22 protein-coding genes are annotated in these 22,284 nt (G+C 66.4%); 19 read left to right on the top strand and 3 right to left on the bottom strand.

Features of this window, described 5'->3' with window-relative positions; translation table 11 throughout:
- The first annotated feature begins 3 nt into the window (after positions 1-3).
- Together KDW96_RS12425 and KDW96_RS12430 are read left to right on the top strand one after the other, a co-directional pair.
- Complete coding sequence (locus KDW96_RS12425) at positions 4-786, top strand: 2-oxo acid dehydrogenase subunit E2 (protein WP_255836565.1); 783 nt, start codon at positions 4-6, stop codon at positions 784-786.
- A 21-nt stretch (positions 787-807) separates the two neighbouring features.
- Positions 808-1,554, top strand: coding sequence for a lipoyl protein ligase domain-containing protein (locus KDW96_RS12430; RefSeq protein ID WP_255836566.1), 747 nt, complete (start codon positions 808-810; stop codon positions 1,552-1,554).
- 53 nt (positions 1,555-1,607) lie between these two features.
- On the opposite strand, the gene KDW96_RS12435 is transcribed toward KDW96_RS12430, so the two are convergent.
- The gene (locus tag KDW96_RS12435) at positions 1,608-2,399 is read right to left on the bottom strand and encodes an AraC family transcriptional regulator (protein WP_255836567.1); all 792 of its coding nucleotides are present in this window, start codon (positions 2,397-2,399) and stop codon (positions 1,608-1,610) included.
- A gap of 97 nt (positions 2,400-2,496) precedes the next feature.
- Here KDW96_RS12435 and KDW96_RS12440 point away from each other — a divergent pair, with 97 nt between their 5' ends.
- The 11 genes from KDW96_RS12440 to KDW96_RS12490 all read left to right on the top strand — a co-directional run bounded on the left by KDW96_RS12440 (position 2,497) and on the right by KDW96_RS12490 (position 15,445).
- The gene (locus KDW96_RS12440) at positions 2,497-3,492 is read left to right on the top strand and encodes a bile acid:sodium symporter family protein (protein WP_255836568.1); all 996 of its coding nucleotides are present in this window, start codon (positions 2,497-2,499) and stop codon (positions 3,490-3,492) included.
- Positions 3,493-3,580: 88 nt separating this feature from the next.
- Positions 3,581-4,639, top strand: a complete 1,059-nt coding sequence (locus KDW96_RS12445) for a PA0069 family radical SAM protein (protein ID WP_255836569.1) — start codon at positions 3,581-3,583, stop codon at positions 4,637-4,639.
- A 189-nt stretch (positions 4,640-4,828) separates the two neighbouring features.
- A complete protein-coding gene (locus tag KDW96_RS12450; protein WP_255836570.1) occupies positions 4,829-5,734 on the top strand; it encodes a helix-turn-helix domain-containing protein in 906 nt (301 codons plus the stop codon).
- 215 nt (positions 5,735-5,949) lie between these two features.
- Positions 5,950-7,260, top strand: a complete 1,311-nt coding sequence (locus KDW96_RS12455) for an ABC transporter substrate-binding protein (protein ID WP_255836571.1) — start codon at positions 5,950-5,952, stop codon at positions 7,258-7,260.
- 92 nt (positions 7,261-7,352) lie between these two features.
- Positions 7,353-8,285, top strand: a complete 933-nt coding sequence (locus KDW96_RS12460; protein WP_255836572.1) for a carbohydrate ABC transporter permease — start codon at positions 7,353-7,355, stop codon at positions 8,283-8,285.
- Between the two features lie 10 nt (positions 8,286-8,295).
- Positions 8,296-9,129 carry a carbohydrate ABC transporter permease gene (locus KDW96_RS12465; protein ID WP_255836573.1) on the top strand — a complete coding sequence of 278 codons (834 nt, stop codon included), beginning with the start codon at positions 8,296-8,298 and terminating at the stop codon, positions 9,127-9,129.
- Between the two features lie 15 nt (positions 9,130-9,144).
- The gene (locus KDW96_RS12470) at positions 9,145-10,248 is read left to right on the top strand and encodes an ABC transporter ATP-binding protein (protein ID WP_255836574.1); all 1,104 of its coding nucleotides are present in this window, start codon (positions 9,145-9,147) and stop codon (positions 10,246-10,248) included.
- A 33-nt stretch (positions 10,249-10,281) separates the two neighbouring features.
- Positions 10,282-11,754, top strand: coding sequence for a mannitol dehydrogenase family protein (locus KDW96_RS12475; protein ID WP_255836575.1), 1,473 nt, complete (start codon positions 10,282-10,284; stop codon positions 11,752-11,754).
- 62 nt (positions 11,755-11,816) lie between these two features.
- The gene (locus KDW96_RS12480) at positions 11,817-12,758 is read left to right on the top strand and encodes a carbohydrate kinase family protein (RefSeq protein WP_255836576.1); all 942 of its coding nucleotides are present in this window, start codon (positions 11,817-11,819) and stop codon (positions 12,756-12,758) included.
- 50 nt (positions 12,759-12,808) lie between these two features.
- Complete coding sequence (gene pgi, locus KDW96_RS12485; RefSeq protein WP_255836577.1) at positions 12,809-14,473, top strand: glucose-6-phosphate isomerase; 1,665 nt, start codon at positions 12,809-12,811, stop codon at positions 14,471-14,473.
- 246 nt (positions 14,474-14,719) lie between these two features.
- Positions 14,720-15,445, top strand: coding sequence for a carbonic anhydrase (locus KDW96_RS12490; protein WP_255836578.1), 726 nt, complete (start codon positions 14,720-14,722; stop codon positions 15,443-15,445).
- A 50-nt stretch (positions 15,446-15,495) separates the two neighbouring features.
- On the opposite strand, the gene KDW96_RS12495 is transcribed toward KDW96_RS12490, so the two are convergent.
- Positions 15,496-16,155: a hypothetical protein gene (locus KDW96_RS12495; RefSeq protein WP_255836579.1), complete on the bottom strand. Its 660-nt coding sequence runs from the start codon at positions 16,153-16,155 to the stop codon at positions 15,496-15,498.
- 363 nt (positions 16,156-16,518) lie between these two features.
- Between KDW96_RS12495 and coxB the strand changes: the two genes are divergently transcribed.
- From coxB to KDW96_RS12515, 4 genes are read left to right on the top strand one after another with little or no spacing between them, the layout of a single operon-like run.
- Positions 16,519-17,643 carry a cytochrome c oxidase subunit II gene (coxB, locus tag KDW96_RS12500; RefSeq protein ID WP_255836580.1) on the top strand — a complete coding sequence of 375 codons (1,125 nt, stop codon included), beginning with the start codon at positions 16,519-16,521 and terminating at the stop codon, positions 17,641-17,643.
- Positions 17,644-17,647: 4 nt separating this feature from the next.
- Complete coding sequence (gene ctaD / locus KDW96_RS12505; protein WP_255836581.1) at positions 17,648-19,231, top strand: cytochrome c oxidase subunit I; 1,584 nt, start codon at positions 17,648-17,650, stop codon at positions 19,229-19,231.
- Between the two features lie 18 nt (positions 19,232-19,249).
- Positions 19,250-19,813: a cytochrome c oxidase assembly protein gene (locus KDW96_RS12510; RefSeq protein WP_255836582.1), complete on the top strand. Its 564-nt coding sequence runs from the start codon at positions 19,250-19,252 to the stop codon at positions 19,811-19,813.
- An 11-nt stretch (positions 19,814-19,824) separates the two neighbouring features.
- Positions 19,825-20,712, top strand: a complete 888-nt coding sequence (locus tag KDW96_RS12515; RefSeq protein WP_255836583.1) for a cytochrome c oxidase subunit 3 — start codon at positions 19,825-19,827, stop codon at positions 20,710-20,712.
- 5 nt (positions 20,713-20,717) lie between these two features.
- Here the strand turns inward: KDW96_RS12515 and KDW96_RS12520 are convergent, their stop codons facing one another.
- A complete protein-coding gene (locus tag KDW96_RS12520; RefSeq protein WP_255836584.1) occupies positions 20,718-20,921 on the bottom strand; it encodes a twin transmembrane helix small protein in 204 nt (67 codons plus the stop codon).
- Between the two features lie 74 nt (positions 20,922-20,995).
- Between KDW96_RS12520 and KDW96_RS12525 the strand changes: the two genes are divergently transcribed.
- On the top strand, positions 20,996-21,727 hold the full coding sequence (locus tag KDW96_RS12525; protein ID WP_255836585.1) for an SURF1 family protein: 732 nt from the start codon (positions 20,996-20,998) through the stop codon (positions 21,725-21,727).
- Positions 21,702-22,280: a PA_0111/PP_0108 family redox-active disulfide protein gene (locus KDW96_RS12530; protein WP_255836586.1), complete on the top strand. Its 579-nt coding sequence runs from the start codon at positions 21,702-21,704 to the stop codon at positions 22,278-22,280. The genes KDW96_RS12525 and KDW96_RS12530 overlap by 26 nt, the downstream gene beginning before the upstream one ends.
- Positions 22,281-22,284: the final 4 nt, after the last annotated feature.

Consider the following 22,284-nt stretch of genomic DNA (forward strand, 5'->3'; position numbering starts at 1 on the left):
GCCATGAAACTGTATGACGATGACGCGCCAGTAGCCCGATCCGCCCCTCTGGGGGCGGGCCCCGCCAAGTCGGAGGAGCGGGTGCGGGGGCGGGAGATCCCGCTGCGCGCGATGCGCGGCATGATCGCCTCGAAGATGCTGCAGAGCCTGCAGTCCAGCGCCCAGCTCACCCACCATGCCGGCGCTGAGCTGGGCGCGGTGCAGGCGTTGCGTGAACACTGCCGGGCGAGGAACCTGACGCCGCCCTCGGTGCAGGACATCCTGCTGCGCCTGCTGGTGCAGACGCTCGCCGAGTTCCCGGCGCTGAACGCGACCCTGGAAGACAACCGCATCACCGAACATCCCGCGGTGCACCTGGGCCTTGCGGTGCCGCTGCCCGATGACCTGCTGCTGGCGCCGGCGCTGTTCGACGCCCAGGCGATCCGCCTGGGTGCCCTGCCCCAGGCCCGTCGTCACCTGGTGGCGCAGGCCCAAGCAGGCAAGCTCGGCGTGCGCGAGCTGGCCGGGGCCACCTTTACCGTGACCAATCTGGGACGCTCCCGGGTGCACCACTTCACGCCCATCCTCAATGTGCCGCAGGTGGCCATCCTCGGCATCGGCGGCACGACGTGGCGGGCCGCGCCGGCTGCCGATGGTGGTGTGCGCCTGGCCGAGGTGATCGGCCTGTCGCTGACCTTCGACCATCGGGCGGTCAACGGCGCGCCCGCGGCGGCGTTTCTCGACAGGCTGGGAGAGCGTATCGAGACGCTGGCCCCCGATGCCTTCGATCATGAACTGATCGACTGAACCGGGAACAGGAGGGCGATCATGTCCGGCCCAGGCGTCGTTTCCAACATGAAGCTGTCCAGCATGACCCTGCAGCGTCCGACGGTGCAGGAGGGACTCGTCGCCGAGGAGGCCCTGCTCGACATGATCTGCCAGGGCGAGGCCTCGCTCGGCTGGCTGGCCTGGTCGCCGCGGGATCGGGCACTGGTGATGCCCCATCGCCACGCGCGGCTGGCGGGCTTTAGCGAGGCCAGGCAACGCCTGGCCGAACAGGGCTGGCCGATCCAGTTCAGGGGCACCGGGGGCACGCCGGTGCCCCAGGGTCCGGCGGTGGTCAACGTGGCGCTTGCCCTGCGTTGTCGGCTGGGCGGCCCGGAGACGCACCTGGAGTGGGGCTATCATCGCCTGGGCGACGTCTGGTGCGACTGGCTCGGTGCCCTGGGGGTGGGTGAGGCCGATCTGGGGCCGGTGCCCGGCGCCTACTGCGATGGGCGCTTCAACGTGCGCATCGGCCGGCGCAAGCTGGTCGGCACCGCCCAGCGCTGGCGCCGGGTCCGGGACGGTCGGGCCATGGCCGTGCTGGTTCATGGCGCGATGCAGGTCGACGACGGCCCGGAGGCGCTGGTCGGGGTGGTCAATGCCTTCCAGGCCGCCATCGACGATCCCCAGCGCTTCCGGGGCGAAAGCCATATCGCCCTGCGCGACGTGCTGCCGGAGCTGGACCTCGACGCCCGCGTGCCTGAGCTGCTGGCGCGGCTGGTGACAACGGCAGACGTCGTGCAGGCCTGAGGCGTCGCTGTATGGGCCTCGCCGCCAGTCTCGGGGCGGATGGAGAGGCGTATCTAGGGGCGAAAGAACTCGCCGGGGGTGCAGCCGAACTGCTGGCGGAAGGCGGCGATAAAGGCCGAGGTGGAGTCGTAGCCGCTGGCCAGGGCCACGTCGGTGACCCGCTGGCCCTGCTCCAGCGGGGTCAGGGCAGAGAGCAGGCGCAGGCGCTGGCGCCAGGCGCGGAAGGTCAGGCCGGTGTCACGCAGGAACAGGCGGCTCAGGGTCTTCTCGGAAACCGCCAGCTCGGCGCTCCACTGGCCCAGGCTGCGGCCGTCGTCCGGCGCCGCCTGCAGCTGCCGGCACAGTCGCTGCAGGCGCGGGTCCCTGGGCAGGGGCAGGGACAGGCTCACCTCCGCGGCGCCGTGCAGCTGATCCAGCAGCACCTGGGCCAGGCGCCCGTCGGCCCCCTCCGGATCGTATTCCACCGGGCCGGCGCAGAAGCGGCTGATCAGCTCGCGGGTCAGGCGGTCGATCTGCAGCACCCGGCAATGGGCCGGCGCCCAGGCGGTGGCGGCGCAGTCCAGGTACAGGCTGCGCATCTCGGTATGGGCCGAGCTGATCACCCCGTGTTCCAGCCCGGCGGGAATCCAGATCGCCCGCTGCGGCGGGGCGACGAAGCTGCCGGCGCTGGTGTGCACATGCAGCACCCCCTCGATGGCGTAGGACAGCTGCACCCAGGGGTGGCTGTGCCAGGCGGTGCCGACCTGGCGCGGCAGCGATTCGTTGCGCGCGTAGAGCGGCCGCGGCAGCCGCTGCAGTGCCGGTATCGGCCGTTCGGGCAGTGCGTGTTGTCCGTTTGGCGACATTCTCTGGCCTTATGGCGTTAGTCGGCAATTCGCTGCCAAGGTAGTGTGGGCGGGCCCCTTGTGGCAAGCCCGTACTCCTGCTTCGGAACTCATCGCCATGGCCCGCTCCCGCCTGCTCCCCGACAACTTCACCCTGAGCCTGCTCGCGGTGGTCGCCGTCGCCTCGCTGCTGCCGGTCAGCGGTCAGGCCGCCGTGGCTTTCGGCTGGCTCACCAATGCCGCCATCGCCCTTCTGTTCTTCCTGCACGGGGTCAAGCTGTCGCGCGAGGCGATCATCGCCGGCGCCGCCCACTGGCGCCTGCACCTGCTGGTGTTCGCCTGCACCTTCGTGCTGTTCCCGCTGCTCGGCCTGGCGCTCAAGCCGCTGCTGTCGCCGCTGGTGGGCGACCAGCTGTACCTTGGCCTGCTCTACCTCTGCGCCCTGCCGGCCACGGTGCAGTCGGCCATCGCCTTCACCTCCCTGGCCCGCGGCAACATTCCGGCGGCGATCTGCAGCGCGGCGGCCTCGAGCCTGTTCGGCATCTTCCTCACCCCGCTGCTGGTGGCGCTGCTGCTCGACGTGCAGGGCGACGGCGGTTCGACCCTGGACGCCATCGGCAAGATCACCCTGCAGCTGCTGGTGCCCTTCATCGCCGGGCAGGTCGCCCGCCGCTGGATCGCCGCCTGGGTCGGGCGCAACAGGGATTGGCTGAAGTACGTCGACCAGGGTTCGATCCTGCTGGTGGTCTATGCCGCGTTCAGCGAGGCGGTGGTCGAGGACATCTGGCACCAGGTGCCGGCACCGGCGCTGCTCGGCCTGGTGCTGGCCTGCTTGGTGCTGCTGGGCCTGGTGCTGCTGCTGACCCATCTGCTCGGCAAGTGGCTGGGCTTCAACCAGGAAGACCGCATCACCATCGTCTTCTGCGGCTCGAAGAAGAGCCTGGCCACCGGCATCCCCATGGCCCAGGTGCTGTTCGCCGGCGGCCCGGTCGGCCTGCTGATCCTGCCCTTGATGCTGTTCCACCAGATCCAGCTGATGGTCTGCGCGGTGCTGGCCCAGCGCTACGCCAAGCGCCCGCCCGAAGCGGCCCTGGGCGAAACCCGGACGTCCTGAGCGGGCCCATAGCCGAAGGCGACGACGGGGACTTGGTGAAACGACCGATTAACTGTATGTTTGTACAGTATCCTGTCGGAGTCGCTCCATGTCCGTTTCCCTGCCGCCGCGAGGCCGTGGCACCGCCAGCAACCCCGCCAATCGCTACGCGCCGAGTCGCTCGGTGGTCGAAGACGACGGCTGGTTCCAGGAAGTGCCGCCCAGCCGCGCCACCGAGGTGCGGGTGGAGATGGCCAAGAGCATCATCACCCGCAACCAGTCGCCGGACCTGCCGTTCGACCGCTCGATCAATCCCTACCGGGGTTGTGAGCACGGTTGCATCTACTGCTACGCGCGGCCCAGCCATGCCTACTGGGACCTGTCGCCGGGGCTGGACTTCGAGACGAAGCTGATCGCCAAGACCAACGCGCCGAGCCTGCTCGCGCAGCAGTTGGCCAAGCCCGGCTACGTCTGCGCGCCGATCAACCTGGGCTCCAACACCGACCCCTACCAGCCGATCGAGCGCCAGCAGCAGCTGACCCGCCGCACCCTGCAGGTGCTGCTCGATCACCGCCATCCGGTGACCATCGTCACCAAGGGCGCGCTGATCCTGCGCGATCTCGATCTGCTCAGGCAGCTGGCCGAGCAGCGCCTGGTGACGGTGATGATCAGCCTGACCACCCTGGACGACGAACTCAAGCGCATCATGGAGCCGCGCGCGGCCTCGCCGGCGGCGCGCCTGCGGGCGATCCGCGTGCTGCGCGAGCAGGGTGTCCCGGTGGGCGTGCTCTGTTCGCCGATGATTCCGATGATCAACGACATGGAGCTGGAGCGCCTGCTCGAGGCGGCCAAGGCGGCCGGGGCGCAGCGCGCGTCCTACATGTTCCTGCGCCTGCCGCGCGAGGTGGCGCCGCTGTTCGAGGAGTGGCTGCAGGCGCACTACCCGCAGCGCGCCGAGCACGTCCTCAGCCTGGTACGGCAGAGCCGCGGCGGCGAGCTGTACGACAGCCGCTTCGGCGCGCGCATGCGCGGCGAGGGCGCCTTCGCCGCCCTGCTGGCGCAGCGCTTCGCCGTGGCCAGCAAGCGCCTCGGCCTGCGGGGCCGCCAGGACTTCGACCTGGATTGCTCGCGCTTCTGCCCACCGGGCGGGCAGCTGGCGCTGCTGTAAGCGCCGTGCGTAGCGCGCTGCGCCCTGCACGGACCCTGCCGATCGGCTGGGCGCCAGTCACCTGGCCGGCGGGGCTACTATGCTAAAACGAGTACCATGGGTGAGGCGCGACCGGTCGGTCCGAGTCACCTCGGCATTGTGCCCGGCGCTGCCGCGCAACCTGCAACCAGCCTGAATCTGCCAGCCACTATGAACCGTACCCTTCGCGTCCCCGAACCCTCCTTCGAATTGATGGACGATCACGAGGGCCACTCGCTGATCTATCGCGAGCATGGCTTTCCCAGTCCGCTGGTGCGCTGGCATTTCCACAAGGAATACGAGCTGCACCTCATAGTCGCCAGCTCCGGCAAGGTGTTCATCGGCGACTACATCGGCAACTTCTCCCCGGACAGCCTGTTCCTCACCGGGCCCAACCTGCCGCACAACTGGATCAGCCAGACCGAAGAGGACGAGGTATTCGCCGAGCGCGACATGCTGGTCAACTTCACCGACAAGGTGCTGGACAGCGGCATCCCGGTATTCGACGAGCTGAAGAGCCTGGCACCGTTGCTGGCGCGGGCGCAGTTCGGCATCGAGTTCCGCGATCCGCGCTGCATCCGCGAGGCGCGGCAGCTGCTGCAGAAGATCGCCGACACCCAGGGCGCGACCCGACTCGGCCACTTCTTCATCCTGCTCGAGCTCCTGGCCGCCAGCGAGGACTACCAGCTGCTCTCCGGCCGGCTACCCACGCAGCCGGCCGACGAGCTGCATGTCGACCGCATCAACCGGGCGGTCGACTACATCTTCGAACGCTACGCCCAGGACCTGAGCCAGGAAGAGGTGGCCGAGTACCTGGGCATGACCCCGACCTACTTCTCGCGCTTCTTCAAGAATGCCACCGGCCGGGGCTTCGTCGAGTTCGTCAATCGCCTGCGGGTGAGCAAATCCTGCGAGCTGCTGAGCCAGAGCGACATGCCGGTGACCGAGGTCTGTTTCGAGTCCGGTTTCAGCAACATTTCCAACTTCAACAGACGCTTCCAGCAGTTGAAGGGCATGACGCCATCGGACTACCGCAAGCAGGTGGTGCAGCGTCTGACCGAGCAAAACCTGTACTGATTTGCCTGTTGGGTCGCCTGATAGGCACGGTTTTACTGGCCTTCGGCAGGGTTTGTGGCTGGTTTGCCGGGTTGTTCAGTGCAAAAAAGTATCAATCTATGTGCAGTCGAGGATTTGTTCGAGGCTGCGTCACGGAGGTGTAATGCAGGTCGACTAATACAAAAACAATATCGATCTCCGGTCGCCATGGCGATGCAGGAGGGGAGTTCAGAACAATGAACAAATTAGCTACAGCATTAGTTGCCGTTTCCTGCCTGTCCCTGTCGGTGTCTGCCTACGCCGCCGAAAACCTGACCATCGCCACGGTCAACAACAGCGACATGATCCGCATGCAGCGGCTCGCCAAGACCTTCGAAGAGCAGAACCCGCAGATCAACCTGAAGTGGGTGGTGCTCGAAGAGAACGTCCTGCGCCAACGCCTCACCACCGATATCGCCACCCGCGGCGGCCAGTTCGACGTGCTGACCATCGGCATGTACGAGGCAGCGCTGTGGGGCGAAAAAGGCTGGCTGGAGCCGATGACCGACCTGCCGGCGGACTACGCCCTGGACGACGTGTTCCCCTCGGTACGCGAAGGCCTGTCGGTGGATGGCAAGCTCTACGCCCTGCCGTTCTACGCCGAAAGCTCGATCACCTACTACCGCACCGACCTGTTCGAGCAGGCCGGCCTGCGCATGCCCGAGCACCCGACCTGGGAGCAGATGCGCGAGTTCGCCGCGGCCCTGCACAAGCCGGAGCAGGAGCAGTACGGCATCTGCCTGCGCGGCAAGGCCGGCTGGGGCGAGAACATGGCGTTGATCAGCACCGTGGCCAACGCCTACGGCGCACGCTGGTTCGACGAGCAGTGGCAGCCCGAATTCACCGGCAGTGAGTGGAAGCAGGCACTGAACTTCTACGTCGATACCATGAAGCAGTTCGGCCCGCCGGGCGCTTCCAGCAACGGCTTCAACGAGAACCTGGCGCTGTTCAACAGCGGCAAGTGCGCGCTGTGGGTGGACGCCAGCGTGGCCGGCTCCTTCGTCACCGACACCAGCCAGAGCAAGGTCGCCGACAAGGTGGGCTTCAGCCACGCGCCGCAGCAGGTCACCGACAAGGGTTCGGCCTGGTTGTATTCCTGGGCCCTGGGCATTCCCACCAGCTCCAAGGCCAAGGCGGCGGCCAAGCGCTTCAGCGCCTGGGCCACCTCCCAGGAGTACGCCAAGCTGGTCGCCGAGACCGATGGAGTGGCCAACGTGCCGCCGGGCACCCGCGCCTCCACCTACAGCGACGCCTACATGACGGCCGCGCCGTTTGCCAAGGTCACCCTGCAGTCCCTGAAGCAGGCCGACCCGGCGGATCCGACGCTCAAGCCGGTGCCCTATGTGGGTATCCAGCTGGTCACCATTCCCGAGTTCCAGGCCATCGGCACCCAGGTCGGCATGCAGTTCACTGCAGCGCTTACCGGCCACATGTCGGTCGACCAGGCGCTCATGGCGGCCCAGCAGTCCACGGCGCGCGAAATGAAGCGCGCGGGCTATCCCAAGTAGCCCACCCCACCTAGACCGTCCAGGCACCGCGCTTACTGCCCCGTAGGCCGGTGTCCGACCGTCCGTTCTCGCCGAATCAACACGGAGTCGCCATGACTACTTCGACCCTCGACACGCACCTGAAAAGTGCACCTGCGCCCGCCGGCGGCAAGCGCTTTGCGTTCAAGCCGGGCTGGTTTCTGGTCAGCCCTTCAGTGGCGTTGCTGCTGCTGTGGATGATCGTGCCGCTGGGCATGACCATCTACTTCTCGCTGATTCGCTACAACCTGCTGTATCCCGGCGAGAACCAGTTCGTCGGTCTGGAGAACTTCGAGTACTTCCTCAGCGACGCCGGCTTCATGCCGGGTGCGCTCAACACCCTGCTGCTGGTCGGCAGCGTGCTGCTGATCAGCGTGGTGTTCGGTGTGCTGATCGCCGCGCTGCTGGAGGCCTGCGAGTTCTGGGGTCGGGGCGTGGTGCGGGTGCTGCTGATTTCGCCCTTCTTCATCATGCCCACGGTCAGTGCGCTGGTGTGGAAGAACCTGATCTTCCATCCGGTCTCGGGGATCCTCGCGGCGATCTGGAAGTTCTTCGGCGCGCAGCCGGTGGACTGGCTGGCCGAATACCCGCTGCTGTCGATCATCTTCATCGTCTCCTGGCAGTGGCTGCCGTTCGCCATCCTGATCCTGATGACCGCCATGCAGTCGCTGGACCAGGACCAGAAGGAGGCCGCGCGCCTCGACGGTGCGGGCTCGCTGGCGATCTTCTGGCACCTGACCCTGCCGCACCTGGCCCGGCCGATCGCCGTGGTGGTGATGATCGAGACCATCTTCCTGCTCTCGGTGTTCGCCGAAATCTTCACCACCACCAGCGGCGGTCCGGGCTTCGAGTCCACCAACCTGGCCTACCTGATTTACAACCACGCCCTGCTGCAGTTCGACGTCGGCATGGCGTCCGCCGGCGGCTTGATCGCGGTGGTCATCGCCAACCTCGCGGCGATAGTGCTGATCCGGATGATCGGCAAGAACCTCACCAACCAGCAATGAGGCCTTGATCATGTTGACGCTCAAACAATCCCGTCGCCTGCAGAGTGTGCTGGTGGGTACTTCGGCCTGGGCTATCGCCGCGCTGATCTTCTTCCCGATCCTGTGGATGATCCTCACCAGCTTCAAGACCGAGATCGCCGCGTTCGCCACGCCGCCGCAGTTCCTCTTCATGCCGACGCTGGAGAACTACCTGCTGATCAACGAGCGCAGCGACTACTTCAGCTTCGCCTGGAACTCGCTGCTGATCTCGGTCACCGCGACCCTGCTGTGCATGCTCATCGCGGTGCCGGCGGCCTACTCCATGGCCTTCTTCGAGAGCCGCAATACCAAGCGCACGCTGCTGTGGATGCTGTCGACCAAGATGTTGCCGCCGGTGGGCGTGCTGATGCCGATCTACCTGATCTGCCAGAGCCTGGGCCTGCTCGATTCGCGCATCGCGCTGATCGTCATCTACACCCTGATCAACCTGCCGATCGTGGTGTGGATGGTGTACACCTACTTCAAGGACATCCCCGTCGACATCCTCGAAGCCGCTCGCCTGGATGGCGCCACCACCCTGCAGGAAATCGCTCGCGTGCTGCTGCCGATCGCCCGTGGCGGTCTGGCCTCGACCATGCTGCTGTCGCTGATCCTGTGCTGGAACGAGGCCTTCTGGTCGCTCAACCTGACCAGCTCGGCCGCCGCTCCGCTGACCGCCCTGGTCGCCTCCTACTCCAGTCCTGAAGGCCTGTTCTGGGCCAAGCTCTCGGCCGTTTCGACCCTGGCCTGCGCGCCCATCCTGATTTTCGGCTGGATCAGTCAAAAACAACTCGTGCGCGGCCTGTCCTTCGGCGCCGTCAAGTAACAAGAGGATTTCCCCATGGCTAATTTGAAGATCCGCAACCTGAAGAAAGGCTTCGACGGCACCGCCATCATCAAGGGCATCGACCTGGACATTCGCGATCGCGAGTTCGTGGTGTTCGTCGGCCCGTCCGGCTGCGGCAAGTCCACCCTGCTGCGCCTGATCGCCGGGCTGGAAGAAGTCACCAGCGGCCACATCGAGCTGGACGGCAAGGACATCACCGACATGGCCCCGGCCAAGCGCGACCTGGCCATGGTGTTCCAGACCTACGCCCTGTACCCGCACATGACCGTGCGCAAGAACCTGTCCTTCGCCCTCGACCTGGCCGGCGTGGACAAGCGCGAGGTGCAGGAGAAGGTCGACAACGCCGCGGCCATCCTCGAGCTCAAGCCCCTGCTCGAGCGCAAGCCCAAGCAGCTCTCCGGCGGCCAGCGCCAGCGCGTGGCCATCGGCCGGGCGATCGTGCGCAACCCGAAGATCTTCCTGTTCGACGAGCCGTTGTCCAACCTCGACGCCGCCCTGCGCGTGCAGACCCGCCTGGAGCTGGCGCGCCTGCACCAGGACCTGCAGGCGACCATGATCTACGTGACCCACGACCAGGTCGAAGCCATGACCCTGGCCGACAAGGTGGTGGTGCTCAACGGCGGTCGGGTCGAGCAGGTCGGCTCGCCGATGGAGCTCTATCACCATCCGGCCAACCTGTTCGTCGCCGGCTTCCTCGGCACGCCGAAGATGGGTTTCCTGCGGGGCCAGTCCGGCCAGGCCGACGACGCCGGCTGCGAGGTGAAGCTGGAGTGCGGCGCGCGGCTGAGCCTGCCACTGGCCGCCGGCGGCCTGGCCGCGGGTAGCGCGGTGACCCTGGGCGTGCGTCCCGAGCACTTCAATATCGTGCCGAGTGGCCAGGGCCAGCTGCAGGTCACCGCCGATGTCAGCGAGCGTCTGGGCAGCGATACCTACTGCCACGTGCGCTGTGCCTCCGGGGAGATGCTGACCATCCGGGTACGCGGCGATTTCGCCCCGCGCGCAGGCGAAGTCCTCGACCTGGCCTTCGATCCGGCCGACTGCCACCTGTTCGATGCCGATGGCCAGGCCATTGCCAAACGACTCCAGCAGGCGGCCTGAGGCCGCCCGTCAGCCCCATCCAGGAATTCTCAGATGAAACTCAATCGCCAGCATCTCGACCGGCTGGCGGCGCCTATCGCGCTGCCCGCCTACCGTGCCGACGCCACCCAGCAGGGCATCGTCCATATCGGCGTCGGTGGTTTCCACCGCGCCCACCAGGCGTTCTACACCGAGGCCCTGATGAACCAGGGCGAGGCCCTCGACTGGAGCATCTGCGGCGTCGGCCTGCGCGGCGCCGACCGCGCCATGCGCGATGCCCTGGCCGCGCAGGACTACCTCTACACCCTGGTCGAGCTGGGCGACGACACGGGCAACGCGGTGCAGGTGGTGGGCGCCATCAGCGGCATGCTGCTGGCCGAGGATTCGCCCCAGGCGCTGATCGACAAGCTGGCCGATCCGGCGATCCGCATCGTCTCGCTGACCATCACCGAAGGTGGCTACTGCATGGACGACAGCAGCGGCGAGTTTCTCGCCCAGCTGCCGGACATCCAGCATGACCTGGCTCATCCCGAGGCGCCGCGCAGCGTCTTCGGCTTCCTCTGCGCGGCCCTGGCCAGGCGCCGCGCCGCCGGCACCCCGGCCTTCACCCTGATGTCCTGCGATAACCTGCCGCACAACGGCACGGTGACCCGCAAGGCGCTGCTCAGCTTCGCCAACCTGGCAGACCCTGGGCTGGCCGCCTGGATCGAGGCCAATGTCAGCTTCCCCAATGCCATGGTCGACCGCATCACGCCGATGACCAGCGAGGCCCATCGCCAGCAGCTGGTCGAGCGCCATGGCATCGAGGACGCCTGGCCGGTGGTCTGCGAGCCCTTCGTGCAGTGGGTGCTGGAGGACAAGTTCGTCAATGGCCGGCCGGCCTGGGAAAAGGTCGGCGTGCAGTTCACCGACGACGTCACGCCCTACGAAGAGATGAAGATCAAGCTGCTCAACGGCGGCCATATGGCGCTGACCTATCTGGGCTTCCTCAAGGGCTATCGCTTCGTCCACGAGGCGATGGGCGATCCATTGTTGCGCCGCTACCTGCGCACCTTCATGGACCTGGACGTCACCCCGCAGCTGGCGCCGGTGCCGGGTATCGACCTGGAGTCTTACAAGGACACCCTGATCGAGCGCTTCTCCAACCAGGCCATCGCCGACCAGCTGGAGCGGATCTGCTCCGATGGTTCCTCGAAGCTGCCCAAGTTCATCGTGCCGACCCTCAACTGGCTGATCGACGACGAGCGCGCGCTGGAGCGCGCGGCGCTGGTGGTGGCGGCCTGGGCGCTGTATCTCGAGGGTGTCGACGAGCGCGGCGTGCGCTTTGCCATCGCCGACCCGCGCGCCGCCGAGTGCCAGCAGCTGGTGGCCGACCGCGAGCAGATCAGCGCCCGGCTGCTCGGCGCCGAGGCGATCTTCGGCACGGCGATCCCGCGCTCGCCGGCGTTCGTCGCCGCCTTCCAGCGCAACCTCGACAGCCTGCGCAGCCAGGGGGTCACGGCCACCCTGGAGACCCTGCTGGCCTGATCCGCCAGAAATCCCGGTCCGCCTTGGGCGCCCAGGCGCCCTCATCTCATGTGGAGTCAGTTATGTATCTGGTATGTGGCGAAGCCCTGTTCGATGTCTTCAGCCAGGACGCCAGCGCGCGCAGCAGCGAGCTGGAGCTCAGGGCGATTGCCGGCGGATCGCCGTTCAACGTGGCCGTCGGCTTGCGCCGTCTGGCCGCCGATTCGGCGCTGTTCGCCGGGATTTCCACGGATTTTCTCGGTGACCGACTGCGCCGGGTGTTGCACGAGGAGGGTGTGAGCGGCGACTACCTGGTATCCAGCGATGCGCCCACCACCCTGGCGATGGTCGCGGTCGATGCCCAGGGCGTGCCGCACTACAGCTTCCGTGGCGAAGGCTGCGCCGACCGGCTGCTACAGACCGAGCATCTGCCGCACCTCGACGCGCGGGTGCGCGGCATCCATGTCGGTTCCTACTCCCTGGTGGTGACGCCCGTCGCCGATACCCTGCTGGAACTGGTGCGGCGCGAGAGCGAGCGGCGCCTGATCAGCCTCGATCCCAATGTGCGGCTCGGGGTCGAGCCGCGGGTCGCCGTCTGGCAGCAGCGCATCGAGGCCTTCGCGGCGCAGGCGCACCTGATCAAGGTCAGCGAGGAAGACCTGGCCCTGCTGTACCCGGACCGCGAGCCCCATGAGGTGGTCGGGCACTGGCTCGGGCAGCGCTGCCAGCTGGTGTTCCTCACCCACGGCAGCGACGGCGCCAGCGTGTTCAGCCGCCTGCACGGCCATTGGTCGGTGCCGGCGCAAGCGGTGGCCACCCGCGACACCGTCGGCGCCGGCGACACCTTCCAGGCCGCGCTGCTGGCGTACCTGGCCCGCCACGGGCTGGACAGCCCCGCCGCCCTGGCCGAGCTGTCCCGCGGGCATATCGAGGCGATGCTCGCCTACGCCGTGCGCGCCGCCGCAGTGACCTGCTCGCGGGTCGGACCGGATCTGCCCTACGTCCATGAACTGGAACAGCCTTGAGCCCCTTCGGCGCCTCAGGCCTTTCGTCCATTACCTTCGCAGGAGTTGTCATGCCGCACCCTCAGCCTTCCCACGATGTCACGCAGCTGCCCGCCTGGCAGGGCCTGGCCGCGCACCGCGAGTGCTTTGCCGAGTTCAGCATGCGCGACGCATTCGCCGAGCAGCCGCAGCGTTTCGCCGAGTTCTCCCTGAACGACTGCGGCCTGTTTCTCGACTACTCGAAGAACCTGATCACCCGCGAGACCCGCGACCTGCTGGTGCGCCTGGCCGAAGAATGCGGCCTGCGGCAGGCGATTGGCGCGCTGTTCGACGGCGAACGGCTCAATGCCTCCGAGGGCCGCCCGGCCCTGCACACCGCCCTGCGCCGACCGATCGGCGACAAGGTGCTGGTCGACGGCGTCGACGTGATGCCCGAGGTGCACCGGGTGTTGCAGCAGATGACCGAGCTGGTTGGGCGGGTGCATGACGGCCTGTGGCGCGGCTACAGCGAGAAGCCCATCACCGATGTGGTCAACATCGGCATCGGCGGCTCCTTCCTCGGCCCCCAGCTGGTCTCCGAGGCCCTGCTGCCGTTCGCCCAGCGCGGCGTGCGCTGCCATTACCTGGCCAATATCGACGGCAGCTCGTTCCACGAGCTGGCGGCCAAGCTGCGCGCGGAAACCACCCTGTTCATCATCTCCTCGAAGACCTTCGGCACCCTGGAGACCCTGAAGAACGCCCAGGCCGCGCGCAGCTGGTACCTGGCCCAGGGCGGCTCGGAAGCCGAGCTGCATCGTCACTTCATCGCCGTGTCGAGCAATGTGCCGGCGGCGGTGGCCTTCGGCATCCGCGAGGAGAACATCCTGCCGATGTGGGACTGGGTCGGTGGGCGTTACTCGCTGTGGTCGGCCATCGGCCTGCCGATTGCCATGTCCATCGGCATGTCCAACTTCAAGGAGTTGCTGTCCGGCGCCTATCGGATGGACGAGCACTTCCAGAGCGCGCCCTTCGAGCAGAACATGCCGGTGCTGCTGGCGCTGCTGGGCATCTGGTACGGCAACTTCTGGGGCGCCCAGACCCAGGCGATCCTGCCGTACGACCACTACCTGCGCAACATCACCAAGCACCTGCAGCAGCTGGACATGGAGTCCAACGGCAAGCGCGTGCTGCAGGACGGCCGCCCCGTGCCCTGCGCCACCGGCCCGGTGATCTGGGGCGGGGTCGGCTGCAACGGCCAGCACGCCTATCACCAGTTGCTGCACCAGGGCACCGCGCTGATTCCGGCCGATTTCATCGTGCCGGTGGTCAGCTACAACCCGGTGGCCGACCACCACCAGTGGCTCTACGCCAACTGCCTGTCGCAGAGCCAGGCGCTGATGCGCGGCAAGACCCAGGCCGAAGCCGAGGCGGAACTGCGGGCCAAGGGCCTGGACGAGGACGAGGTGCAGCGCCTGGCGCCGCACAAGGTGATTCCCGGCAACCGGCCGAGCAACACCCTGGTGATGGAACGGGTCAGCCCGCGCCGTCTCGGCGCCCTGGTGGCCCTGTACGAGCACAAGGTCTTCGCCCAGAGCGCGATCTGGGGCATCAACGCCTTCGACCAGTGGGGCGTGGAGCTGGGCAAGGAGCTGGGCAAGAACGTCTACTCGCGCCTGCTGAGCAGCGAACCGGGGCCGGCCGAGGACCCCTCCACCCAGGGCCTGATCGACTTCTTCCGCGGCCGTCATCGCGGCTGAACGGCGGCGGGATCCCGCCAGGCGCCCGCTGCAGCCGTCCGGGCGAGCGTCTTCTGCGAGTCGGCGGGGCAATTCCCGGCCCATTCTCGGGGCCGGCAGCATGGGATTGCTCGCGCGTCTGTTCGTCGGGCGGGCAACTCGCGCCGCTGTGAAGTGTGACTCTTCGGGGCCGGCGGCTGTCCGCATGGCAGTCTGGTAGTCTTCACCTTCGCGACCGCGCGACAGTTTCAGCAAGAGGTAGATGCAATGCCCTACAAGCACGACGCCATTCCCTTGAAAGCACGTACCGCGCCGGAGAGCGCCGATGAGGCGCTGAATGCCATAGTCGGCGGCTTCAAGCGCTTCCGCCATGAGGTCTTCCCGCAGCAGCAGGAGTTGTTCAAGGCGCTGGCCACCGCGCAGAATCCGCGCGCCATGTTCATCACCTGCGCCGACTCGCGCATCGTGCCCGAGCTGATCACCCAGAGCGCCCCGGGCGACCTGTTCGTCAGCCGCAACGTCGGCAACGTGGTGCCGCCCTACGGGCAATTACTCGGTGGGGTGTCCACCGCCATCGAGTATTCGGTGATGGCGCTCGGCGTACAGCACATCATCATCTGCGGGCATTCCGACTGCGGGGCGATGAAGGCGGTGCTCGATCCGCAGACCCTCGAGCGCATGCCGACGGTCAAGGCCTGGCTGCGTCATGCCGAGGTGGCCAAGACGGTGGTGGCGGAGAACTGTGGCTGCGCCGATCACAACACCCTGGAGGTGCTCACCGAGGAGAACGTGGTGGCCCAGCTCGATCACCTGCGCACCCACCCCTCGGTGGCCGCGCGGCTGGCCAGCGGGCAGCTGTTCATCCATGGCTGGGTCTATGACATCGAGACCTGCGCGATTCGCGCCTACGACGCGGAGAAGGGCGAGTTCCGTCCGATCGACGACGGTCCGCTGCCGATGGCGACGCCACGGGCGCGCTACCCTCAGAGCTGAAGGGTGGTGAGCGACGGCGCGGCGGCAAGCCTCCGCGCCGTAGACGCCGATCAGCTCGCGGCGCGGGGCTGATCCAGCTGCAGTTCCACGCCCAGTTGCCGCGACAGGCAGGGCCAGCGCTGCCACGCCTCCTCGGTATGCGGGTCGCTCAGGCGCTCGCGAAAGGCGCGCACCGACGCCTGGGTGAAGCTGTCCTCGTCGAGCATGCCCTCCACCGCGTGATGCACCGCTTCGTCCAGCTGGTTGGCGAAGGGCTCGCCGATCAGCTGGTGGGCGATCAGGTTGGCCACCGTGGTGTCCAGCGGAATCAGCGGCTGGCCCAGATGGGTCATGTAGCGGTCGTTGACTTCCTCGACCAGGCGATGGGCCAGATAGGCCTCGTCGAGCAGCCCGTCGAGGCCTTCATGCCCTTCCATCAGCGCCGGCGGCTGCAGGAAGAACTGCTCGGCCACCTTCAGCACCGGTTTGATCTGCGTCTCGATGCCCGCTTCGCGGGCCACCTGGCTGGCGGCGTCCAGTACATCCGGCACCTGTTCGATATAGGCCGTGACGAAGCGCGTCAGCACGCCGAGGGCATCCTGGCTGGGCAGGCGGATGGAGGGGTGCAGGCGCTCGAGCTGGCCAGCGGCCAAATGGCGAGCGAGCTGGCCGCTGGCGGCTTCGTGGTGGTGGGCGCGCTGGATCAATTCGCGCAGGGCGGCAGTGTTCATGACAGCTCCTGAGATAAGGACATGGACGTGAACCTTAGCTGGCCGGGCGGGCCAGCTAAGATGCAATTGTCATAATTTTTTAATGCTTATGCGAGCGCGCTATATCCCTGCGCGCCTGATTTTCTCTGGCGATGGCCACGCGTGGCGTTTAGGACAAGGCTTGCGCGGCTTCGGACATTTTCGTTTGCGCGTTGCCAGCCAGAAGTCGCCGTCTATACTCGAACGCGATAGGCAGTATCTGATGGAACCGGACGGGCTTCGGCACGGAGAGGTTTCGACAGTGGTCGCCAGCAGTTATGGCAGTCGATCCCTTTGCCGCAGGCTCCGCCGGCGGGATAACAAGAATCATAAGGGGAACCCGCAATGATGCGACATCCACGAGTCTGGATGGGCCTCCTGCTGTGGTTGGCAATCGGCTCGGCGCAGGCCGAGTGGGGCGTGAACTTCGCGCCCGGAGCCACCGAGGTCAGCCGCTCAGTTTTCGACTTGCACATGACCATCTTCTGGATCTGCGTCGTCATCGGCGTGGTGGTCTTTGGCGCCATGTTCTGGTCGATGCTGCTGCACCGCCGCTCCAACGGCCAGGAACCGGCGCATTTCCACGAAAGCACCACGGTGGAGATTCTCTGGACCGTGGTGCCGCTGGCGATCCTGGTGCTGATGGCCATCCCGGCGACCAAGACGCTGATCGACATCTACGACAGCAGCGAGTCGGAGCTGGATATCCAGGTCACCGGCTATCAGTGGAAGTGGCACTACAAGTACCTGGGCCAGGACGTCGAGTTCTTCAGCAACCTGACCACGCCCCAGGAACAGATCAACAACCAGGCGAAGAAGGGCCCGCACTACCTGCTCGAGGTCGATGAGCCGCTGGTGGTGCCGGTGGGCAGCAAGGTGCGCTTCCTCATCACCTCGGCCGATGTCATCCACTCCTGGTGGGTGCCGGCGCTGGCGGTGAAGAAGGACGCCATTCCCGGCTTCGTCAACGAATCCTGGACCCGCATCGACGAGCCCGGCATCTTCCGCGGCCAGTGCACCGAGCTGTGCGGCAAGGACCACGGCTTCATGCCGGTGGTGGTCGAAGCCAAGTCCAAGGAAGACTTCGCCGCCTGGCTGGCCGAGCGCCAGCAGGCCGCCGCGGCCGAGAAGGAGCTGACCAGCAAGGAATGGACCCTGGAGGAACTCATGGCCCGCGGCGAGAAGGCCTACAACACCAGCTGCGCCGCCTGCCACCAGCCGACCGGCGAGGGTCTGCCGCCGATGTTCCCGGCCCTCAAGGGCTCGCCCATCGCCATCGGCCCGGCCCAGGACCATATCGACATAGTGGTCAACGGCAAGCCGGGTAGCTCCATGGCCGCCTTCGGCAAGCAACTGTCGGAAGTCGACATCGCCGCCATCATCACCTACGAACGCAACGCCTGGGGCAACAAGGTCGGTGACATGGTCACCCCGCAGGACATCGTCGCGTTCAAAAAGGCTCAGGAGTAAGGACATGAGTGCAGTGATCGATCACGGTCATACTGACCACCACCATGGCCCTGCCAAGGGTCTGATGCGCTGGGTGCTGACCACCAACCACAAGGACATCGGCACCATGTACCTGTGGTTCAGCTTCGCCATGTTCCTGCTTGGCGGCAGCATGGCGATGGTGATTCGCGCCGAACTGTTCCAGCCCGGTCTGCAGATCGTGCAGCCCGAATTCTTCAACCAGATGACCACCATGCACGGCCTGATCATGGTCTTCGGCGCGGTGATGCCGGCCTTCGTCGGCCTGGCCAACTGGATGATCCCACTGATGATCGGCGCGCCGGACATGGCCCTGCCGCGGATGAACAACTTCAGCTTCTGGCTGCTGCCGGCCGCCTTCGGCCTGCTGGTCAGTACCCTGTTCAGCGCCGGCGGCGCGCCGAACTTCGGCTGGACCTTCTACGCCCCGCTGTCGACCACCTACGCACCGGAAAGCGTCACCTACTTCATCTTCGCCGTGCACCTGATGGGCATCAGCTCGATCATGGGGGCGATCAACGTGGTCGCCACCATCCTCAACCTGCGCGCCCCCGGCATGACCCTGATGAAGATGCCGCTGTTCGTCTGGACCTGGCTGATCACCGCCTTCCTGCTGATCGCGGTGATGCCGGTGCTGGCAGGCTGCGTGACCATGATGCTGATGGACGTGCACTTCGGCACCAGCTTCTTCAGTGCCGCCGGCGGCGGCGACCCGGTGCTGTTCCAGCACGTGTTCTGGTTCTTCGGCCATCCCGAGGTGTACATCATGATCCTGCCGGCCTTCGGCGCGGTCAGCGCGATCATCCCGGCCTTCGCCCGCAAGCCGCTGTTCGGCTACACCTCGATGGTCTACGCCACCGCCTCGATCGCCTTCCTGTCGTTCATCGTCTGGGCGCACCACATGTTCACCGTGGGCATTCCGCTGACCGGCGAGCTGTTCTTCATGTACGCCACCATGCTGATCGCCGTGCCCACCGGGGTGAAGGTGTTCAACTGGGCCAGCACCATGTGGCAGGGCGCGATGACCTTCGAGACGCCGATGCTGTTCTCCGTGGCCTTCGTCATCCTCTTCACCATCGGCGGCTTCTCCGGGCTGATGCTGGCCATCGCCCCGGCGGACTTCCAATACCACGACACCTACTTCGTGGTGGCGCACTTCCACTACGTGCTGGTGCCCGGTGCGATCTTCGGCATCTTCGCTTCGGCCTACTACTGGCTGCCGAAGTGGACCGGACACATGTACGACGAGACCCTGGGCAAGCTGCACTTCTGGATGAGCTTCGTCGGCATGAACCTGGCGTTCTTCCCCATGCACTTCGTCGGCCTGGCCGGCATGCCGCGGCGCATTCCCGACTACAACATGATGTTCGCCAACTTCAACATGGTCTCCTCGATCGGCGCCTTCATGTTCGGCGCCACCCAGTTGCTGTTCCTGTTCATCGTCATCAAGTGTATCCGCGGCGGCGCGCCGGCCGCGGCCAAGCCCTGGGACGGTGCCGAAGGGTTGGAGTGGACGGTGCCGTCGCCGGCGCCCTACCACACCTTCCAGACCCCACCGGAAGTCAAATAGGGACGGGGAGTGACCGCCATGAGCGATGCGATCAGCACTCGCCGTCTGGTTCTGCGCCTGTTGCTGGTGGTGCTGGCCATGTTCGGTTTCGGTTTCGCCCTGGTGCCGATCTACGACGTGATGTGCCAGGCCTTTGGCATCAACGGCAAGACCGCCGGGGCCTATCAGGGTGCCCAGGTGGCGGACGAACAGCGTCAGGTGCGGGTGCAGTTTCTCGCCACCAATGCCGCCGGCATGGCCTGGGAGTTCCGTCCCCTGGACGACGAGTTGCTGACCCATCCGGGGGCGAGCAACCAGATGCTGTTCGTCGCCTACAACCCGACCGACCGGCCGATGACCGCCCAGGCCGTGCCCAGCGTGGCGCCGTCCAAGGCCGCCGCCTACTTCCACAAGACCGAATGCTTCTGCTTCACCCAGCAGGAGCTGCAACCCGGGGAGCGCATCGAGATGCCGGTGCGCTTCATCGTCGATCGGGATCTCCCCGAGGACGTGCACCACCTGACGCTGGCCTACACCCTGTTCGATATCACTGCGCGTAAACCGCCTGTCGCCCAGGCGACCCTTGCCCGGGCGGCTCCATAAGGAGAACAACAATGTCGAGTCACGAGCAGTACTACGTTCCGGCCCAGAGCAAGTGGCCGATCATCGCCACCCTGGGCCTGCTGATCTCGGTCTATGGGGTCGGCACCTGGTTCAACGACATGAAGGCCGAGCGTGCGGACTCCAACGGTCCGCTGATCTTCTTCATCGGCAGTCTGCTTCTCGCCTACATGCTGTTCGGCTGGTTCGGCAACGTGATCAAGGAAAGCCGCGCCGGCATGTACAGCGCGCAGATGGACCGCTCCTTCCGCTGGGGCATGAGCTGGTTCATCTTCTCCGAGGTGATGTTCTTTGCCGCCTTCTTCGGCGTGCTGTTCTACGTGCGCACCTTTGCCGGGCCTTGGCTCGGCGGCGAGGGCGCCAAGGGCGTGACCAACATGCTGTGGCCGACCTTCGAGTACACCTGGCCGCTGCTCAACACCCCGGACCCCAAGCTCTACCCGGCGCCTAGCGGCATCATCAGCGCCTGGGGGCTGCCGCTGCTCAACACCGTGCTGCTGGTGACCTCCAGCTTCACCCTGACCTTCGCCCACCATGCCCTGCGCAAGAACCAGCGCAAGCCGCTGACCCTTTGGCTGGCGCTGACCGTGATTCTGGGCGCTGCCTTCCTGGTGTTCCAGGTCGAGGAATACGTGCACGCCTACACCGAACTGGGGCTGACCCTGGGCTCGGGCATCTACGGCGCGACCTTCTTCATGCTCACCGGTTTTCACGGCGCCCACGTGACCCTGGGGGCGATAATGCTGACGGTCATGTTGATCCGCATCCTGCGCGGGCACTTCAGTCCCGATCAGCATTTCGGTTTCGAGGCCGCCGCCTGGTACTGGCACTTCGTCGACGTGGTGTGGATCGGCCTGTTCGTCTTCGTCTATGTGCTGTGACGTCTCTACCAGGTGACCTGGGAGCTCAGCTGGCCGCTGTAGAAGCCCCAGGCGATCAGGCCGACGGTGAGCGCGGTGAGCGTCACGCGGACGGTCAGGGCATTGACCAGGCGGGAGCTGCGGCCCTCGTCCTTGACCAGGAAGAACAGGCCGCTGAACAGGCTGACCAGGGTGGCCAGCAGCAGGATGACGATCGCGGCCTTGAGCATGTGGGACTCCGGGGAAGGGAAATGGGCGTTAGAGGCAGTATACCCAGCTTGATCGGTGCGTTTGTGGGGCGTCCATGAGCGCCTTTCGCCCCGGCGTGCTGCCCAGCCTGGTGGTCATGGCGCTGTTGCCGCTACTGCTGGCGCTGGGCGCCTGGCAGCTGTCGCGGGCCGAGGAAAAGCGCGAGCTGCTGGCCATGCACGAAGCCCGGCGCCTGGCCCCCCCCGTCACCGTCGACCAGCTGGAGCGCCGCCAGGACCGGGCCTACGTGCGGGTGCGCCTGCACGGCAGCTTCGATGCCGAGCATGGCCTGCTGCTGGATAACAGCATCCGTGGCGGACAGGCCGGGGTGGAAGTCCTGCAACCTTTCTACGACCAGGCCAGTGGTCTGTGGCTGCTGCTCAACCGCGGCTGGCTGCCCTGGCCGGATCGGCGCATTGCGCCCACTTTCGCCACCCCCGAAGGCCCCTTGAACTTGACGGCCTGGGCCTATGTGCCGCTGGGCGAGCCGTTCCTGCTGCAGCAGGCCCAGGCGGCGCAGGGTTGGCCCCTACTGATCACCCTGGTCGAGCCCCAGGCGCTATGGCAGCGCCTGGGGCGCGCCGGGCTGCCTCAGGAGCTGCGCCTGGAGCCTGGGCCGGCAGCCTTTCAGGTCGACTGGCCGGTGGTCGCCATGAGCCCGGACAAGCACCTGGGTTACGCCGTACAGTGGTTCGCCCTGGCGGCCGCCCTGCTCGGTCTGTTCATCTATTTCGGTTTGCATAACGCGCGGGAGACTCGCCATGAACCCAGCCATCACACTGCCTGAAGCCTCGACACGGCGCCGCCGCGGTCGCCTGCAACTGATCCTGTTGCTGGCGGTGGTCATTGGCCCGATGATTCTGGCCAGCGCCATGTACCAGTGGCGCTTCTGGGTGCCGGAAAGCCGCAGCTATCACGGCGAGCTGATCGGCAACGGCCAGACCCGCGCCGATCTGGGCGTGGCGGCCGAGGAGAGCCGCTGGCAGCTGCTGGTGACCACACCCGACGCCTGCGCCGCCGATTGCCAGCAGCTGGTGTTCCTCGCCCGGCAGATCCATATCGGCCTCAATCGTGAGGCTACGCGTGCCGCCCATGCCCTGGCCAGCGCCCTGCCGCTGGAAGCGGACTACGCGGCCACCCTGCGCCGCGAATACCCGCAGCTCACGCGCTATCCCCTGCAACCAGCAGCGCACGCGCGGACAGCCGGCGAGGGCGCCGGTGCCCAGCTGTGGATCGTCGACCCCCACGGCAATCTGGTGTTGCGCTACGACAGTCGCAGCAAGGGCAAAGGCATCCTCGACGACCTACGCTATCTGCTTAAGATCTCGCAAATCGGCTAAGGAC

It is taken from the genome of Pseudomonas benzenivorans, from assembly GCF_024397895.1.
GTDB lineage: Bacteria > Pseudomonadota > Gammaproteobacteria > Pseudomonadales > Pseudomonadaceae > Aquipseudomonas > Aquipseudomonas benzenivorans_A.